Source organism: Paeniglutamicibacter kerguelensis (genome assembly GCF_017876535.1).
GTDB classification, from domain to species: domain Bacteria; phylum Actinomycetota; class Actinomycetes; order Actinomycetales; family Micrococcaceae; genus Paeniglutamicibacter; species Paeniglutamicibacter kerguelensis.
The window spans coordinates 1,500,381-1,516,240 of sequence record NZ_JAGIOF010000001.1 but is presented as its reverse complement, the minus strand read 5'-3'; the positions used below and the strand labels follow the sequence as shown (position 1 = coordinate 1,516,240).

Annotated in this window: 17 protein-coding genes and 1 riboswitch; of the genes, 9 read left to right on the top strand and 8 right to left on the bottom strand. The window is 62.6% G+C overall.

Features of this window, described 5'->3' with window-relative positions; translation table 11 throughout:
- Positions 1-89 precede the first annotated feature (89 nt).
- The 3 genes from JOF47_RS06820 to JOF47_RS06810 all read left to right on the top strand — a co-directional run bounded on the left by JOF47_RS06820 (position 90) and on the right by JOF47_RS06810 (position 3,285).
- The gene (locus JOF47_RS06820; protein ID WP_209996850.1) at positions 90-551 is read left to right on the top strand and encodes an SRPBCC family protein; all 462 of its coding nucleotides are present in this window, start codon (positions 90-92) and stop codon (positions 549-551) included.
- Positions 552-733: 182 nt separating this feature from the next.
- Positions 734-2,248 (top strand): SDR family NAD(P)-dependent oxidoreductase, encoded by a 1,515-nt coding sequence (locus JOF47_RS06815; protein WP_209996848.1) that lies wholly within the window; start codon positions 734-736, stop codon positions 2,246-2,248.
- Complete coding sequence (locus JOF47_RS06810) at positions 2,242-3,285, top strand: YeiH family protein (protein ID WP_342592726.1); 1,044 nt, start codon at positions 2,242-2,244, stop codon at positions 3,283-3,285. The genes JOF47_RS06815 and JOF47_RS06810 overlap by 7 nt, the downstream gene beginning before the upstream one ends.
- A 127-nt stretch (positions 3,286-3,412) precedes the next feature.
- Here the strand turns inward: JOF47_RS06810 and JOF47_RS06805 are convergent, their stop codons facing one another.
- Positions 3,413-3,814, bottom strand: coding sequence for an AMP-binding enzyme (locus JOF47_RS06805; protein ID WP_210001875.1), 402 nt, complete (start codon positions 3,812-3,814; stop codon positions 3,413-3,415).
- Here JOF47_RS06805 and JOF47_RS06800 point away from each other — a divergent pair.
- A complete protein-coding gene (locus JOF47_RS06800) occupies positions 3,711-3,974 on the top strand; it encodes an aldo/keto reductase (RefSeq protein ID WP_209996846.1) in 264 nt (87 codons plus the stop codon). The two genes, JOF47_RS06805 and JOF47_RS06800, sit on opposite strands and share 104 nt — an antisense overlap.
- A 401-nt stretch (positions 3,975-4,375) precedes the next feature.
- On the opposite strand, the gene JOF47_RS06795 is transcribed toward JOF47_RS06800, so the two are convergent.
- Positions 4,376-4,846, bottom strand: a complete 471-nt coding sequence (locus JOF47_RS06795; RefSeq protein ID WP_209996844.1) for a Clp protease N-terminal domain-containing protein — start codon at positions 4,844-4,846, stop codon at positions 4,376-4,378.
- A complete protein-coding gene (locus tag JOF47_RS06790; protein WP_209996842.1) occupies positions 4,839-5,060 on the bottom strand; it encodes a helix-turn-helix domain-containing protein in 222 nt (73 codons plus the stop codon). Before JOF47_RS06790 ends, JOF47_RS06795 begins: the two co-directional genes overlap by 8 nt.
- Before the next feature lie 844 nt (positions 5,061-5,904).
- Positions 5,905-6,079: riboswitch (cyclic di-AMP (ydaO/yuaA leader) on the top strand.
- Between the two features lie 3 nt (positions 6,080-6,082).
- Here JOF47_RS06790 and JOF47_RS06785 point away from each other — a divergent pair.
- Positions 6,083-7,141, top strand: coding sequence for a M23 family metallopeptidase (locus JOF47_RS06785; RefSeq protein WP_245356290.1), 1,059 nt, complete (start codon positions 6,083-6,085; stop codon positions 7,139-7,141).
- Positions 7,142-7,241: 100 nt separating this feature from the next.
- On the opposite strand, the gene JOF47_RS06780 is transcribed toward JOF47_RS06785, so the two are convergent.
- Positions 7,242-7,661 carry a hypothetical protein gene (locus tag JOF47_RS06780; RefSeq protein WP_209996838.1) on the bottom strand — a complete coding sequence of 140 codons (420 nt, stop codon included), beginning with the start codon at positions 7,659-7,661 and terminating at the stop codon, positions 7,242-7,244.
- 519 nt (positions 7,662-8,180) lie between these two features.
- Between JOF47_RS06780 and JOF47_RS06775 the strand changes: the two genes are divergently transcribed.
- Positions 8,181-8,750: a recombinase family protein gene (locus JOF47_RS06775; RefSeq protein ID WP_209996836.1), complete on the top strand. Its 570-nt coding sequence runs from the start codon at positions 8,181-8,183 to the stop codon at positions 8,748-8,750.
- Between the two features lie 165 nt (positions 8,751-8,915).
- On the opposite strand, the gene JOF47_RS06770 is transcribed toward JOF47_RS06775, so the two are convergent.
- Positions 8,916-9,761 (bottom strand): AlbA family DNA-binding domain-containing protein, encoded by an 846-nt coding sequence (locus tag JOF47_RS06770; protein ID WP_209996834.1) that lies wholly within the window; start codon positions 9,759-9,761, stop codon positions 8,916-8,918.
- Between the two features lie 434 nt (positions 9,762-10,195).
- On the opposite strand from JOF47_RS06770, the gene JOF47_RS06765 reads away from it, so the two are divergent.
- On the top strand, positions 10,196-11,494 hold the full coding sequence (locus tag JOF47_RS06765) for an MFS transporter (protein WP_209996832.1): 1,299 nt from the start codon (positions 10,196-10,198) through the stop codon (positions 11,492-11,494).
- Positions 11,495-11,692: 198 nt separating this feature from the next.
- Positions 11,693-12,217 carry a GNAT family N-acetyltransferase gene (locus JOF47_RS06760; RefSeq protein ID WP_209996830.1) on the top strand — a complete coding sequence of 175 codons (525 nt, stop codon included), beginning with the start codon at positions 11,693-11,695 and terminating at the stop codon, positions 12,215-12,217.
- Between the two features lie 351 nt (positions 12,218-12,568).
- On the opposite strand, the gene JOF47_RS06755 is transcribed toward JOF47_RS06760, so the two are convergent.
- Positions 12,569-13,300: an alpha/beta fold hydrolase gene (locus JOF47_RS06755; protein ID WP_209996828.1), complete on the bottom strand. Its 732-nt coding sequence runs from the start codon at positions 13,298-13,300 to the stop codon at positions 12,569-12,571.
- A 73-nt stretch (positions 13,301-13,373) separates the two neighbouring features.
- On the opposite strand from JOF47_RS06755, the gene JOF47_RS06750 reads away from it, so the two are divergent.
- Complete coding sequence (locus tag JOF47_RS06750; protein WP_209996826.1) at positions 13,374-14,072, top strand: helix-turn-helix transcriptional regulator; 699 nt, start codon at positions 13,374-13,376, stop codon at positions 14,070-14,072.
- A 129-nt stretch (positions 14,073-14,201) separates the two neighbouring features.
- Here the strand turns inward: JOF47_RS06750 and JOF47_RS06745 are convergent, their stop codons facing one another.
- Positions 14,202-14,786, bottom strand: a complete 585-nt coding sequence (locus JOF47_RS06745) for a dihydrofolate reductase family protein (protein ID WP_209996825.1) — start codon at positions 14,784-14,786, stop codon at positions 14,202-14,204.
- Between the two features lie 437 nt (positions 14,787-15,223).
- Positions 15,224-15,697 (bottom strand): hypothetical protein, encoded by a 474-nt coding sequence (locus JOF47_RS06740; RefSeq protein WP_209996822.1) that lies wholly within the window; start codon positions 15,695-15,697, stop codon positions 15,224-15,226.
- Between the last annotated feature and the right edge of the window lie 163 nt (positions 15,698-15,860).

Here is a 15,860-nt window from a genome sequence, read left to right as displayed (position 1 = left end):
CGAATTCCGGAACGATCGGTCCAAAAGACCACCATAGCACTATCAGGACCGACTGGTCCATAATGGTTCGAGAAGTCTAGGGTGGAGCCATGATCTACGTTTCCCATGTACTGCCAGTGAACGACAACGACAGCATTCCCCTCACCAGGGCCCAGCTTTGGGACGGCCTTGTCATGAAGGCCAACAATGCGCTTCCCTTCGTGGCTGCCATGAGCGAGTGCACCGTCACCGACCGCATCAGCGACACGGTGTTCGATCGCGACATTGTGGTCAACGGCCAGGCGTCCACCGAAAGAATCACCCTGCAGGAACCAAAACGAGTTGTCTTTACGCGCATTGCGGGCAGCGTCCTTGGCACGATCGCCAATGAGATCGAGGGCGACGACAACGACCTCAGGCTCCGCTTCAGCTTCGCGCTCGTCATCCCGGACGTAGAGCCGGGGTCTGCAGAGGAGGATGCCTACGCAGAGGGCATGAAGTCCGAGTATCTCAAGGCGGTTGAATCGACAATCGCCACGGTGAGGCAGATGACTGGCACGCCGACCGCCTAGCGCTGATCGAGTTCGTCCTTCCCGGAATGGATCGATTGTGGGGGCCGGGCTTCCCGACCCCCACAATCGCAAACCATGCGCCGGAAGTTCCGGGGTCCCGGTGCTGGAGGGTGATCCGCATTCCGGCGGCCAACAACCGCATTCATGCGCCGTCTGCCCCTGCCGGTAGACTTGATGGCGACATGACTGAGAATTTTTCTGAGGCCGATCAGGCCGGTACCGACGAACTTTTTACCGCAGCCGAGCTTGAGGCAGCCATCAAGGTGCTGGGCCTGGTGCACCGCCTCGAACCCGAGGACGAGCGCCACGTGGCCGTGCGCCGCGCAACGGGCAAGATGTTCAAGGCCGCCAAGCGCCACCGCAAGAACGAGAAGCGATCGGCCATCAACGCGGCCGACCGCGCCGTCGTTGAACGTACCGCGACCGGTTCCCCGCAGCGCCTTGACGACGAGACGCTCGGCCTGGACCTGAGCACGCCCACCGACGAGCACACCGCCGGCGAGTACATCAAGCCGCGCGGCTGCTATATCTGCAAGCAGCGCTACACCACCGTGGATGCCTTCCACCACTACCTGTGCCCGGAGTGCGCAGCGGCCGGCCGCGAACGCCGCGACGCCCGCGCGGACCTGACCGGAAAGCGCGCGCTGCTCACCGGCGGACGCGCCAAGATCGGCATGCACATCGCCCTGCGCCTGCTGCGCGACGGGGCGCACACCACCATCACCACGCGCTTCCCGCGCGACGCTGCCCGCCGCTTTGCCGCGCTTGAGGACTCCGCCGACTGGATCCACCGCCTGCGCATCGTCGGCATCGACTTGCGCGACCCGTCCCAGGTCATCGCGCTGGCCGACCGCGTCGCGGCCGAGGGCCCGCTGGACATCCTGATCAACAACGCCGCACAGACCGTGCGTCGCACCTCGAACTCCTACCTGCACCTGATCGAATCCGAGTCGCAGCCGCTTCCGGCCGAGCTCGAGTTCGCGCACGGCGGCCCGGAAGTCTGGGGCGAGGCCAATCCCCCCTCGGAGCACCCCAAGGCCTTGGCCAGCGCCTTCCACCTGGAGGATTCGGCGCTGCTGGTCCCGACGCCCCACGCCAACTACGACGCGCAGGCGGTTGCCGACCTGGCCATGACGGCCGGCTCGGCGAGCCTGGAGCGCATCGCCGAGGGAACCGCGATCGACGCCGGCGGACTAGTCCCGGACGTCGTCACCGAGAACTCCTGGACGCAGATCCTGGGCGATGTCGACGCGCTGGAAATGCTCGAGGTGCAGCTGTGCAACGTCACCGCGCCGTTCCTGCTGGCCTCGCGCCTGCGCCCGGCGCTGGCCGCGTCCGATGCGCACCGCAAGTACATCGTGAACGTCTCCGCCATGGAGGGGCAGTTCTCCCGCCGCTACAAGGGCGCCGGGCACCCGCACACCAACATGGCCAAGGCCTCGCTGAACATGCTCACGCGCACCAGCGCCGAGGAAATGCTCAAGACCGACGGCATCCTCATGTCCGCAGTGGACACCGGGTGGATCACCGACGAGCGTCCGCACGATTCCAAGGTCCGCATGGTGGCCGAAGGCTGGCACGCGCCGCTTGACCTGATCGACGGCGCGGCGCGCGTCTACCAGCCGATCGTCGACGGCGAACGCGGCATCGACCTGTACGGCTGCTTCCTGAAGGACTACGAACCCTCGCCGTGGTAAAACGCCTCCGGGCCCTGCGCAACGTGGCGCTTCCCGGGACGCACAGGAAACTTGTCCCCGGGCTGCTGACCGCCGCGGGCCTGGTGACCGTCGCCTTCGCCGGGCACCTGCTGGTTCCGGGGGTTCCCGTGCTCACGCTCTGCGTGGTGCTCGGGGCCGTCGCCGGAAACTCGTTGCGCGCGGCGCCGAAGTTCCGTCTGGCACCGGGCATGGGCTGGGGCGGCAAGCACCTGATGCGCGCCGGGATCGTGCTGCTGGGGTTCCAGCTGGCCCTGGCCGACGTGCTGGACCTGGGCTGGAAGGGCGTGGGCCTGATCGCCCTGGTGGTGGCCGGGTCCTTCGGCGGGACCTACTTGGTGGCCCGGGCGCTGAAGCTGCCCGGGGACCAGCCGGTGCTGCTGGCCAGCGGGTTTTCCATTTGCGGGGCCAGCGCCATCGGCGCGATGAGCCAGGCCCGCGGATCGGCCCGGGACGCACCCGTCCCGGTGGCCCTGGTGACCCTCTGCGGCACGCTGGCGATCGCCGTGTTGCCGCTGGCGAACACCTGGTTGAACCTCAACGAACTGGACTTCGGCCGCTGGGTCGGCGCCTCGGTGCACGATGTCGGCCAGGTCGTCGCCACCGCCCAGGGCGCAGGATTCACGGCGCTTGCCGCGGCCGTGGTCGTCAAGTTGGTGCGCGTGCTGATGCTCGCGCCGATCTCGGTGCTCGGCTCGATTTCTGCCCGCCGCCGGCAGGCAGCCGCAACCGATGGCTCGATGCCCGGTGCGGGAGAACGCCCGCCGCTGGTTCCGATCTTTGTGCTTGGCTTCATGGCCTGCGTGCTGCTGCGGTCCACGGGCTGGATGCCGGATTCCGTCCTGCACGCCGCGAAAACCGGGCAGGAAATACTGTTGGGCGTGGCCCTTGTCGGACTCGGTTTCGCCATCGACCTGCGCCACCTCTTTTCCACCGCCGGCCGCGCCCTGGCCGCCGCGATCGGCTCGTGGGCCGTTGTCGCCGCGTTGGGTCTGGGCTTCGTCGCACTGATGGCCTGAGGGCGCCCTTGTTCCAACCTTGGCGCCGACTTCGGTGCCGGCGCACCGAGCCGAACCCTCCCCGGCCGCTACGGACCGCTGTCGGCCAGCGGCATCCTTGGAAGCCGCGGGCCGACGGCAGTACCGCTTAGGGCGATACCGTATGCCGTTCGTGGGCAAAACGGGCATACGCTGCCATCAGCACGGGGTTATCCACCGACCCGAGATCCGCAACCGTTTCCAGCTGCGCCCCCTGTAGAAGCCGCTTGACGGGAACCTCAAGCTTCTTTCCGGTGCGGGTATGCGGAATGCCGGGCATGAAGACGATCTCGTCGGGCAGGTATCGGACGGACAGGCTCTCGCGGATGGACCGGGTGATTGCGGCGTGGGCCTCCTCCGGCTTGATGCCTGCGGCTTCGTGCACGAACAACGGCATGTAGTAGTCCATGCCGAGTTCCGCACCGACAACCAGCGCCTCGGCGACTTCCGGCAGCGATTCAACCCCCGCACAAACTGCACTTGCATGGCTGCTGTCTCGCGGAAACGACATCGCTCCGATCCCTGGGACCCGCAGAGTCTCACGCGTCGAGGAAAACACTGCGGCGGATTCCCTCGAACTCACCACGGATCAGCTCACACGCTTGGATGCACTAGAACCGGCCTCCGGAGAACGCCACGATGAGAACGGCATAGCTGCGATCGATCGGTGACAGAAACCTGCCACCGAAGCACGCCCGTCGGCCGGACCAGCGGCCCATGCACCGAGGTGACTTGGGTGTCTCGAAAAACTAAGGTTTCCAAGGCGCCACAGCGTGGCTATCCCAGGCGAGGTGACGGAACCGGTTTCCTCGCTGCAGATTGTCTCGCAAACTACATCTCGCCAATCCGACACAGACCAGGGCGACCCATTTGCCGATCCCCATCGAGCCACTCCCCCGCCAAGAAACGGCAGCGACGGAGGCGAAGGCAACCGCCGGGCGGCGTTCCCTTCACATCGGTGGTTCTCGCCATCACGACTCCCGGCACGGGGCCGCTCAGGTGCACTGCGTGTTGTTCCCGACCAGCACCGACTTCAACAGGTGGATCGGCGGTTCACGCTGGGACTGGTTCCCTAGGCCGCGTCGGGGTTTGCCAGTGCCGAGCGAACGGCCGGCACGTCGATCTTGAGCTCCGCCAGGAGGACGGCGGCGGGATCCGGCGCGTGGAGGTCCAGGACAGCACCGAGGAGGTGTCGCGCTTCGAGGCTTCGAGAGTGCTCGCTCACCGCACGGCCCAGGGCATCCCGCATCAGGTCCTTGGCACCCGAGTTGAACGGCGTACGTTTCGTTCCGCTGATGGGCGCCCAGCCCGCTTGCCCGCCTCGCAGATCAACGCCGATGGCCCGGAGGGCGGTTGAGTCGAGGGCTTCGGAGGAGGCCCGGGCCGCCTCGAGACTTGCGCCCAGCATTCCGGCGATTCCCGGGTCGTGCAGGAGGCCAAGGAGCAGGTGGTCCGTCCCGATTCGGCGGTCGCCTCGGCCCTGCGCTTCCGCGACGGCGTGGACGACCGCCGTCCGTGCGTCCTGGGCAAATCTTTCAAACATCGCTCGCGCCGTTCTTTGCGTACTTCGCGTGGACCGACTGCCGGGATACGCCCAGTGCGTCTCCGATCTGCTCCCAGGACCAGCCGGCTTCCCGTGCCGCCTTGACGTGCGTGGCCTCGACGCGTTCGGCAAGTCGCCGCAGGGCGCCGACCGCGCGAAGTCCGGTGGCGGGATCCGCCTCGCGAAGCCGCCGGGTAAGATCTTCTTCCATCATGCCGTCAGTTTAGGCTGACACCTTCAGGGTGTCAACATAGACTGACAAAAGGCATCGCTCGTTCAACTTCCGGGAAAGCCGGCCACGGGGACGCCGTCGCGCATGCCGAACGGCTTGTGGGACACCCAAAGAAGATCGGACCGCTGAGACAATCTTCGGAGAAGTCCTGCCACGCCGAATTTCGACCCCCACGTCATAATAACGGACCCTGGAGCCCACAGGAGGGCCCTAACGGGTGCATCGCGCACGTGGACGTGAACTGCTACGTGAGGTGCGAGCGTGCCTGTGGCCCCACGCTGATGGGCCGGCCCGCGATGGCCCTGTCCATCAACAAGGGCTGCGCCCCGGCCACAGGATCCCGTTGAGGAAGAACACCCAACCCAGGAGGGCATTGTGGGTCTTTACCCAACGAACCTGCCGCATTACCCGCAACCGGTTGGGGGCGTGGTGAGTCACAGTGGGCGATCTTGGCCCGTCGACCAACTTGGGCAGGAGCATCCGCACCGCAACAGACTCCGGGCACCGTATTCTTAATCACGTTTAAGGTGCCGTCCCAGGGGGAACGCCCGGCCAAAACCATCCAGATGGAACCCGATCTGCTGGTGCGGCTCGATGAGGTCGGCATCCGCCCGGGGCCCTAGTCACCCTCGAAAGGGCCTGCGAATCCTTGGTCGTGAGGGTGCGTGGATCGAAGGGTGGCGGTGCTTCCGACCGAAGTCGGCGCCCGCGTGTTTGTCCGCCGCATGGATTGATAACGGAATTGTAACTTTTGCATACGCCCCCGTAGGGTTTTGCGTCAGGTTGCACTCACGCACCCCAGCCCCGATCCGGTTCGCACAACCCTACCGGCGGATCGCGGAGCAAGAATTCCCGGTAGGGGCGGAGGACCCAATCAACCGTTCCTGGTCTTGGACCATGGATCTTGGGGTGAAGCTGAGTCCGCCTTGGCGGGCTCGGCCGAGTTGATCTCATGACTCGAATCCGACAGCTAACTTCGCAGGCGATACATGAGAGGTAAACACTTGACCCAGCAGCACAATTCCGGGCGCCGCCGCGCGCCCGGACCCGTTGATGCTTTGCCTGCCAACGGTTCAGTAGAGCAGATCGTGGACACCGCACTGAGCAGCGAAAAAGCATCCCGACGTTCCGGTCGACGCGCACTGAGCACGGTCCCGGATTCCGTCAAGGCTCCGAGTGCCACGCAGTACACTGGCCGCCACTTTGTGGCAGACCTGCGCTATGGGGCGTCCCCGGCCACGGCATCCATCGCCGCCACCGAAATCCCTCCCGCACCAGTTGCACAGCCCGTGCCGCTGGCGATGCCTGCCGAAGTCGACGATCTGGACAACGTCCTGAAGTTCGCGCCCCGGACCCAGCGCCCTCGACTTGGGTTGGCGCACAAGCTCGCCGCCGTCGCCGCCGTGTCTGGCCTGGCATTCGCCGCCGCCGCCCCCACGCAGGAAGCGGAGGAAGTTGTCCCGGAGCCCCAGCGCGTCGCCCAGACCGCTGTCGCAGATGTCAGGGCCCCGGCCAACGACAAGATCACGATCGATCGCGCCTCGGTGACCAGCAAGTACATTAAGGAAAAGAAGGCGGCAACTGTCACGACCGCTGCCGGCGGAAAAGTCACCAAGAAAGCCAAGCCGGCAACCGCCACGACCGCTGCCGGAGGAAAAGCCACCAGTCTCGCCGCAGGCGGAGCCCTGGCACAGCCGGTTGACAACATACGGTTGACGTCGCGCTTCGGCCACCGCAAGAACCCGACCGGACCCGGCTTCATGAATCACAACGGCCTGGACTACGCCGTTCCCATGGGAACGCCCATCAAGGCCAGCGCCGCCGGCACCGTGGTGCAGTCCGAATGGGCCGGGCACTCCGGCTACCGCGTCAAGATCGATCACGGCAACGGGCTGGAAACCAGCTACAACCACAACTCGGCCCTCAAGGTGTCCGTGGGGCAAAAGGTCAAGCGCGGCGCAGTCGTCTCGCTTGCCGGCAGCACGGGCAACTCCACGGGGCCGCATCTGCACCTCGAGGTCATCGTCAACGGCAAGTGGGTTAACCCCGAGGGCTGGCTATAACGACTGTCCTCATTCCGTATTTAACTGTCAGATTTTTGGTGACCGGGTGTCGCGGCGGGGATCCTCTACGGCTACAGGACCAACCGTCTAGACCTCGGGGTCAGCCGCGCCAGCGCTCCAGATCTTTTTTCTGCTGCTCCAGCTCGGGCTCATCCCCGAAGAAATCGATGAGGATGTCCAATGCCTCCAACGCCCGAACGCGCCCGGTTTCATCGATCTGCCCCGTAAGGCGAAGCAGGGTGAAGGCGGCTGCAGCGACGAAAGTAGCGTCCTCGTACCATTCCTCCGCCGTTGGGGATTCTCCCCATCCACCGGTTGCGGGGGCCTCGACGATTTCCAAAACATCCGCAACCGTGGAACCACTGGTCAGCTCGGCGCGTTTTTCGGCCGCATCGTGGAGGGTGTCCCATCCCTCGCCGGATCCGAACGGGGCGAACTCTCCGGCCACGTCTTCGTAGAATGGTGCCGTGAAATGGCGTGTGAAATTCTCGTGGGCTTCTGGCAGTTGCTCTTCGTTCATTACTCTCTCCGATGTGGTTCAGGCGGATCGCAACGCGTCCATTGACACGGAACCAAGATTAGCCGAGCCAATGCGTTCCACGGTTCCAAACGACTCTGCGGCGTTCAGGTGGAGTACGTCAGAAACCTTAGAAGAATGCTCCGCTCCCCCATACGAGATACGGGCCAGCAGCCGGTGACTGCTTACGCTCTTGGTCGGTGTTCCGTCAGTGGTCAACCGCCTACCTCGTCAGGTGCCGTTGAGGAAACCCACCGGAAGGCTTCGGGACAGACCGTGGAAAGCTTCGATACGGCAACCGAAGCTGAAGGCCCCCTCGAACCCTGGGCCACACGCCTGCACGGGCCGACCTCAGGAGGGATGGAACGGCCAAGCAGGATCGCAATGGCCGATCCCTATGCGGGAATTCTCAGGCCGCGGCAATTCTGTCCCAGTGAGGGTTCGGCTTACGGACGCCCCAGCGCAGTGCATAGGACTTTGGAAACCAATGCAGTCGACGTCGAAAAATGACAAGACACGCGAGTGAGTACCTCGAGCCAGGATGCGCAGTTGCAGCTCGACGCACTGGTCACTGCCGGGGTGCAGAAGCGCGACGTGTTCGCCGACGTCACCTCGGGAAGCCGGACGGCGATCGAGCGGCCCGGGATAAAGAAGCTACTTGAATACGCCGAGGCCGGAGACACCGTGGTGGTCTGGCGGGTCGACCGGCGGGGACGTTCCCTGATCGATGTGTTGAACACCGTGAACCTGCTGCGCGAACGCGGCGTGAACGTCCGATCCATTGCGGACGGGATCGACCCGGCGACCTCGACCGGTCGGATGATGCTGAGCTTGCTGGCCTCCTTGGCCGAGTACGAGCGCGAGCTGATCGTTGAACGCGTCAACGCCGGGATCGCCGCGGCCCGGCAAAGCGGCACCCGTTTCGGCCGGCTGCTCTCCGATCCGACGGTGATCGCTGACAAGCGCGCGATCGCCAAGGACGCCCGTGCGAAGGGACGCACCGCGGAAGACGCGGCGCGCCTGGTCGGGTGGAGCCGCGCGACGCTCTACCGCCACCTCGGCCAAGACTCCGGATCCATCAAGGGCCGGTGATCCCTGATGTCTCAGCGCAGTGCAGTCGACTTCTGAACGACACGTGCCCGAAGAGATCGACCTCCACGAGCGTCTTCAACCTCACCCGCACCCGAAGCCCCACAACCAGGGACCACGATCACGCGTTTAGCGCCAACCCCTGTACCGATGGTCCTCACTGCCGGTTCACCCCGCGCGAGATCCCCGGACGGATGAGCGTAGTTGTGCCGCCATGGTTCGGCCAACACCAAGTGGCCACTGGACCATGATGTAGTCAGTGGCGTTCTCGAGAGTCAGTTGGCGGGTGGAGTTGCCGCTGCGCACCCAGAACTCGGAGCGCTCGTTCCGCCCCGGCTCAAGGAAGACCGGGCGGGGAGAATTTGGGCATGAGATCCTACAGACGAATGATGGGGTACCGTCAACCTCGACAGGGGCAAAGTCAATGATCGGCAAGGCTGCCGCGTTCTGCCCAAGTGTGGAAGATAGCAGGTCGCGCAGCCACAGCTCGTAGCGGTCGGTGTCGGGTCGTTTGACGAGGCTGAAGTCCGGTTCCAAACCAATGATCCGCCCGTCGTCGGCGACGCCTATGAGGAGAGTCCCGCCGTCGGCGTTGAGAAAGGCCGCGACCGATTTGGCAATGACGAGCTCCATTCGCTCGTCACGTTGCTGGGTGTGCATGTTCCATCGGGCCGAAGACTTGAACTCGACGAGTTGCGACTCACCTCGGCGCGCGACATCCAGAATCGAAATTCGCGGCTGGGGTGGTTGGAAGCGCCGTGCCACGAGTGCGAATAGCGTCAGCAGGGCTGCAGTGCACGCGATTGAGAGCAGCAAGACTTCAAGGCTCCACGGTTCGGAATTGCGGAAGATCAGGCTGCTGAGCACCAACCCCAGGGACAGGCCTATAACGGCAAGGACGAGGGTGGTTGAGGTGCTCACCGATACGCGGCGACGGACCAGCCAGCGGGTGATTTGACCGATGAAGTAGGCGAAAATTAGTGCAATCGGAAGCCCAATGCCAAGCAGGATCATGGACTCGGGACCGGATCTAAGCATGAGTCCCATACTACGGGGCCGCCGTGTCGCTCGGCGACCGGGGACTCGGCCCACATCGATTCTCCGGCCAACGGGGGACTGCAATCCTTGGTGCAACTTAGCGAACGGGAACTGCCGCATAACAAGGTACTGGATGGAACACGGCAGTGGGGCCATCCCAGTCAACCAGTTCCGGGAACCGAAGCGCAGTAGTGGCACACAACAGCTGACCGAGTTTCAGTCAGGATCAGTAATCTGGCTTCGGCCGTCCCACTGAGGGTTCCGCTTACGACGCGCAGAATAATGACAGTCTGCATTGTTCATGTTTTGGTTTACTCCAGTCTTGAGTGTCAAGGACCATCCACAGCCCCAGGTCACTGGCATAGTCTGTGACCTACGACGCCAAGCCACGAGTGGGAGCCGGCTGAACCATGAATAGCATCAAGGAAGCCTCGGCCGTGCTGCGTCACCGGCAGTTTCGAAGCTTCTGGACAGGACGGGTAATTTCGTCACTCGGTTCGGCTGCGGCCCCGATCGCTGTCGCGTTTGCGGCTCTCGAAGCAGGAGGCGGGGTCGAATGGCTGGGATTCATCCTCGCCCTCAACATCGCTCCCCAGGTTCTCCTGCTTCTCGTGGGAGGCGTGCTGGGCGATAGGGTCCGACGTGACCGGGTGATGGTCGCTGCGAACGCTGCTTCCGGCGTCGTTCAGGTGGCCATGGCCATCCTGATTCTGACCGGTGAGGCCGAGCTATGGATGCTGGCCACCTCCGTCTTTCTCCTGGGTGTGGCATCGGCCTTTTTCCAGCCCGCATCCCAGGGATCAATCGTCCAGCTGGTTCCCCCGGAACAACGGGTAGCCGCAAATGCGGTGCTTCGCCTTCCCTTGAACGTCGCCAAGGTGCTCGGCCCGGCTCTAGGTGGTCTGGTGGTCGCCTTGGTCGGCCCGGGCTGGGCACTGGCGTTCAACGCTTGCACCTTTCTCCTGTCGGTATTCTTTCTCGCCTCGATCCGGTTGCCCCAACCGCTCAAAAGCAAGGCTTCCGGGCTTTCCGCCTTCCGAACCGGCTGGAATGAATTCAGTGCCCGGCGTTGGTACGTCATCATGGTGGCGCAGTCCACCGTCACGGTCCTCATGTGGCTGGTGGGATTCCAGCTCTGCGGACCGGTCGTTTCCCACTCATCACTCGGCGGGGCCTTCGCGTGGGGATTGATCAGCGGTGGCTTTGCTTTCGGACTGGTCGGAGGCTCACTGGTCGCCGTGGCGGTTCGACCCCGGCGAGTCGGCATCACAGTATCTCTCTGCTTGGCAGCCCAGGCGCTGCCGCTAGTGGCCCTGGCTTTTGTTGCCCCGATCTGGGTAATCGTCGGCGCAGCCGTCCTGGCGGGAATTGCCCTCGATATCTCGATCGTGTCCTGGTCGGCATTCTTCCAGGAACAAATTCCCGAGGGTTTGCAGTCACGGTTGTCCTCGATCAGTACCTTTGGGCAGCTTCTTCCCGTCCCGATTGGTTATGTACTGTTCGGGTTGCTCAGCGGGTACGTCAGCAACACCGTGATGGTGAGCCTCATGTCGGGGATTCTCGTTGTCGCGGCGTTGCTGCCGCTCCTTCTGCCGTCCATTCGCCAATTGCGGCTTGGACAGATGGTCGATGAATCCATGGTTGGTGGGGGCGATCCCCTGCTTCCGGACTTGCTTATGAGGGGAGCCAAAGGTGAAGGCTCGACTTAAGCTTGCCGCAGCGACCGTCCCAGTGAGCGTTCCCCTTGCGGAGATTGGAAATCCGAGCGTACCGGGCCTCCAGAATCGCCGGATGCCAGAGGCACAGGAAACCGGCCGTTGCCTAAGGTCAATGTAGACCGCAGGTAGATTCTCCGCTGATCGTCACGTGTTCTTCCTGCGCCCTATTCGGTTGGTACATTTCAACGTATGACCGGTGCAATTATCATTGTCCGTCACCCAGTGGAGGGCGACGCGAGCACCCTGGCCGACATCCAAATCTCGGCTTGGAGAGCCGCCTACCGGGGCGTGATGACCGACGAGTACCTCGACGCCATGGACTGTGAGAGTTTTGCAAAGGGCTGGGCTCGAAACATTGCAAAGCCCAAACCAGGAACAACCCACTTGGTGGCGCAAGCAGAAAGTCAGGTCGTTGGGTTTTGTATACTCGGGCCCGCCACCGGAGACGCCGATTCCGCACTGGGGCAGCTCTACGCAATTAATGTGCATCCACAGTGGTGGGCCAAGGGCGCAGGTTCAGCGCTGTTCGCGGCCGCCGAGGAAAACCTCGTGGCTCTGGGTTACGGCAAGGCTTTTCTATGGGTTGAGGCCGACAACAAAAGAGCCATCGACTTCTACAACAATCGTGGGTGGCTAGACGATGGAGGGACACTGCAGGACACCCGTTTCGACCCGCCCGTGTCAGAACGACGCCACAGCCGTGAATTGAAATAGCCCATTTGCTCCGAGGCCCGCCGATTTCTGGTTTCATGTCCCGCAAGCCGTTCCTCCTGCGGAAGCCCCAGCGCAGTGCAGTGCAGGCGACTTCGGATACCCAGTGCAGTCGCCATTAGAGGAAAATAACATCGACCCCGGCGACACGCCGGGGTCGAGTGAAGTTCAATGACCAGTTCTCAAACGGTCGTTTTCGGTTGTCATATTCGACGGCCATCCGTCACCGAGTAGCAAGGCCAGCGGTTTCTAACCAGCGGTGCGGCGCTAGAGCAGCCGTTGGGTGTGTCATAATCCCTTCAGAAACGGAGAGGGTCAGCCGCATTCAGCTGACCCTCTCCCGTTACCTGCAGCTCAGTTGGTTCGAGAAGCCGCTGAGTGAATGGCCTTGGCGAGGTCGCGGGGACGGCTCCACATAGGCCAATGCCCCGTGGGGAGGTCCATGACGTCGAGGTGTTCGAGGTTCGCGACTTCGGCAAACATGGGATGGCCTGCTAGGACCAGCTCCATCACCTGTTCGCTCGAGATCGAGCAGCACATCAGGGTGGTCGGGACGTTGCGGCGGGCCTCGTTCGTGAGCTCGACGGGCTGACGAAGCACTGGGCCGGGCTCAGGGACGGCAAGGGCCTGAAAACGCTCGAGGACCTCTGCGCTCAGGCCTTCGAGGCTCGCCTGCTGCGCGAGCACATCGAATGACGGCAGCGGCAACTCATTCAACTCATCCGGGAAGTCGGGGGCGAAGACACTGCCCGCCACCACAGGGCCGGAGTCGACCCACACCACCCGGTGGACAAGCTCAGGGTGCCGGTCAAGGACGAGGCTGACGGGGGCGTTAGCCCCACTGTGGGCGACGAGAATCGCGGGCTGATTTCCGTGTTGAGAAATGGTACCTAGGATCGCTTCTGCTTGGTCGTCGAGAGTCTTCGCCGCACGTTCAGAATCGTGCGCGTCGAGACCGGGCAGTGTCATGGCGATGGCACGAGAATGGTCGGTTTTCAGGTGTTCAAGGACTTCATCCCACGCCCAAGCGCCTAGCCAGTGGCCGGCGATGAGGATGATGGTCGGACTGCTAGTAGCGGTTGTCATGTCATAACTCTCGCATGCACTAAGGACAAGGGTATGACACTATTTAAGTCATGAATTTGTCTGGGTCTGAGCCGTGAAGCGAGCCGAACGACTGCATGCTCTATCCGAGATGTTGCGCCGCAGCGGCGCGCGGGGGGTCTCCGCCGAAGGGTTGGCGAGAGAATTCGAGGTGTCCGTGCGGACCATCAAGAGAGACCTTGATGCGCTGGAGAACAGCGGTGTGCCAATATGGTCTCGTCCAGGTCCGGGCGGTGGCTACGGATTGGCCAGCGGCGCATCCTTGCCACCCGTCAGTCTGTCTCCGGCGCAGGCTGTGGCCCTCATGGCGGCCGTGTCTGCTGCACCCGATGCTCCCTACGCTGATCTGGCTGCAGCCGGTATCCAGAAGATCCTGGATGTTCTCGATCCCAGAACGCGAGTAAGGGCCGACGAGCTAGCCCGCCGCGTGTGGGTCAATGCGGTTCCCTCATCTTCGCGCGCAACAAAGTCGGCCTTGGAGGAGGCGATGGCCGAGCAGCGGGTGATTCGGATTCGCTACATATCAATAGACGGCACCACGACCACCCGCGACGTTGAGCCCGTGCTGTTCGCCTCCACGAATGGCCAGTGGTACCTAATTGGGTGGTGCCGAAGGCGCGACGCAATGCGATGGTTTACCGTGTCTCGCATCGAGCGGGCCAACGTAACTAAGACGGCCTGTAGTGGCCACACTATCCACGAGGTTGGAGTACCCCCGGCGAACGCTAGACCGGTGCACGGCCGGGGCGAGTGAATCATTGAAGTAACGTGTTCGGTCAATTTCAATAGCGACCGCTCCATGCCGGAAACGGTCGTTTCCGGTGTGATCGAGTCTCGTGCTCGGTGAGGGTTGGCACAATGGTCCCCCAATACGTCAGGACTGTCAGGGCAACTCTGGTCGAGCCGTCACTCGCAGGGGCCGGAATCGTAGGGCGACCACCCCCGACCGGAAGTCATGGCGATCCACGAGCTCGAGCCGAATGCGCTCGCGCAAACCGTGGAGCAACGAAGGCCCATGTCCGGCGAGGACAGGCTGCACAAGGAACACGTACTCGTCGATCAGTCCCAGATCTGCCAACGCCAGCGGGAGCGTCACTCCACCCACGAAGAGCCCTTCGCCTGGCGCCTGCTTGAGCCGTTCAACCGCTGGCCCCAACTCTCCTTTCACCAGCTCGGCGTTCCAATCGACCTCGCTCAGCGTGCTCGACACGACGTACTTCTTCGCCTGGTCGATGGTCTCAGCGAACGGGATCTCCCACTTATCCATCCAGTCAGGCCACTTACCCGTGGCTGGCTTCCGCCACGCTGACTCCATCATCGCGTAGGTCGTCCGACCGAATAACAGTGCATCCGCCCGCGCTATCTCCGCGGTCCAATAGCCCATCGATTCCTCGTCCGGAGGAAGGCCTGCCTCGTGATGGCAGCAGCCGTCGAGCGTGACGTTGATGGAATATCTAAGTGGTCTCATCTCGTTGCTCTCCCTCGATGCGCGCGGCGCGTCTCACCGGACCATGCTCAGACCATAGTCGGCGCCATTCTTCATCGACGCCCGATCCCACCTAATTATCACCGCCGGGGTGCGCGCCGCAAACGGTCGTTTCCGGTGTGATCGAGTCTCGTGCTCGGTGAAGGTCCCTTATAAGGGCGCTTTTGCGTAATCCAGAGAACTTTGGACACTTAGTACCGTCGACCTCGGAAAATGACAAAGTTACAGCAGTTTGCGGCGATTCGAGTTCGATGTGGCGACAGGCGGGCCAGAGTTTCATCTTCACGTCTAGAAACCACTTAGTCTAAGCAACTTGTTATGTCAGCGAAGTCTTAGACATTCGACCCGTATTCACCATCGCGTTGAGCATCCCCTTTTTGCACCAATGCCCAGAAGGAAACATCTACCGTGCTGGGTCACTATTTTGTGGCGAAAATAGTGATCCAGATTTGCGCATCTGCCTCGACTTTGACTTCTACCGAATGATCCTTCGCGGGTTCATCCAACGAATAAAGGGCACTACCTACTGCTTCTAGCGAGCATCCACTCTTGCTCCAGGCAGGTTCCGTCTGAACGATTGAGGCTTCCCAGTCGCCAGCGCCGGTGCAAGCCACTGTCGTGCCCACCTGCTTATATCCCTCTGGGAGGCTACCGACATGAATAGTTGAGGGTCCTGTACCGCTAAATTGTTTCAGGACTAACCCCGACGTTGCAGTGCCTTCAACATTAGATTTCTGCTGTTCGAAAATCTTCGCGTTGTCTTGGCTCGACTCGGTATTAGACGGTTCTGGCATCGGGACAGGTGCTTTGTCCCCACTCGTGCACCCCGATAAGGCAAAAGTAGCCAGCATTACGGTAGCCAGCAGGGACATCGCGTTCTTCTTGTTCTCCATTGGCAGAGCCTATCCTTCACTCTGCGGAGGTAAAATTCATTACTTGACCATGTCACGGTAGAAATTACATAAACAAATACTCGATACCTGACAAGCGGGCTGGTTCAGGCCATCTTGTAGAGCGTTCCTCATGCGGACGCCCCCAGCGCAGTGCAGAGGACTT

Excerpts from the sequence above, each read along its gene's own strand:
- JOF47_RS06820 (WP_209996850.1), top strand. The coding sequence starts at position 90 with ATGATCTACGTTTCCCATGTACTGCCAGTGAACGACAACGACAGCATT.
- JOF47_RS06815 (WP_209996848.1), top strand. The coding sequence starts at position 734 with ATGACTGAGAATTTTTCTGAGGCCGATCAGGCCGGTACCGACGAACTT.
- JOF47_RS06800 (WP_209996846.1), top strand. The coding sequence starts at position 3,711 with ATGCCGAGTTCCGCACCGACAACCAGCGCCTCGGCGACTTCCGGCAGC.
- JOF47_RS06805 (WP_210001875.1), bottom strand. The coding sequence starts at position 3,814 with ATGTCGTTTCCGCGAGACAGCAGCCATGCAAGTGCAGTTTGTGCGGGG.
- JOF47_RS06795 (WP_209996844.1), bottom strand. The coding sequence starts at position 4,846 with ATGTTTGAAAGATTTGCCCAGGACGCACGGACGGCGGTCGTCCACGCC.
- JOF47_RS06790 (WP_209996842.1), bottom strand. The coding sequence starts at position 5,060 with ATGATGGAAGAAGATCTTACCCGGCGGCTTCGCGAGGCGGATCCCGCC.
- JOF47_RS06780 (WP_209996838.1), bottom strand. The coding sequence starts at position 7,661 with ATGAACGAAGAGCAACTGCCAGAAGCCCACGAGAATTTCACACGCCAT.
- JOF47_RS06770 (WP_209996834.1), bottom strand. The coding sequence starts at position 9,761 with ATGATCCTGCTTGGCATTGGGCTTCCGATTGCACTAATTTTCGCCTAC.
- JOF47_RS06765 (WP_209996832.1), top strand. The coding sequence starts at position 10,196 with ATGAATAGCATCAAGGAAGCCTCGGCCGTGCTGCGTCACCGGCAGTTT.
- JOF47_RS06760 (WP_209996830.1), top strand. The coding sequence starts at position 11,693 with ATGACCGGTGCAATTATCATTGTCCGTCACCCAGTGGAGGGCGACGCG.
- JOF47_RS06755 (WP_209996828.1), bottom strand. The coding sequence starts at position 13,300 with ATGACAACCGCTACTAGCAGTCCGACCATCATCCTCATCGCCGGCCAC.
- JOF47_RS06745 (WP_209996825.1), bottom strand. The coding sequence starts at position 14,786 with ATGAGACCACTTAGATATTCCATCAACGTCACGCTCGACGGCTGCTGC.
- JOF47_RS06740 (WP_209996822.1), bottom strand. The coding sequence starts at position 15,697 with ATGGAGAACAAGAAGAACGCGATGTCCCTGCTGGCTACCGTAATGCTG.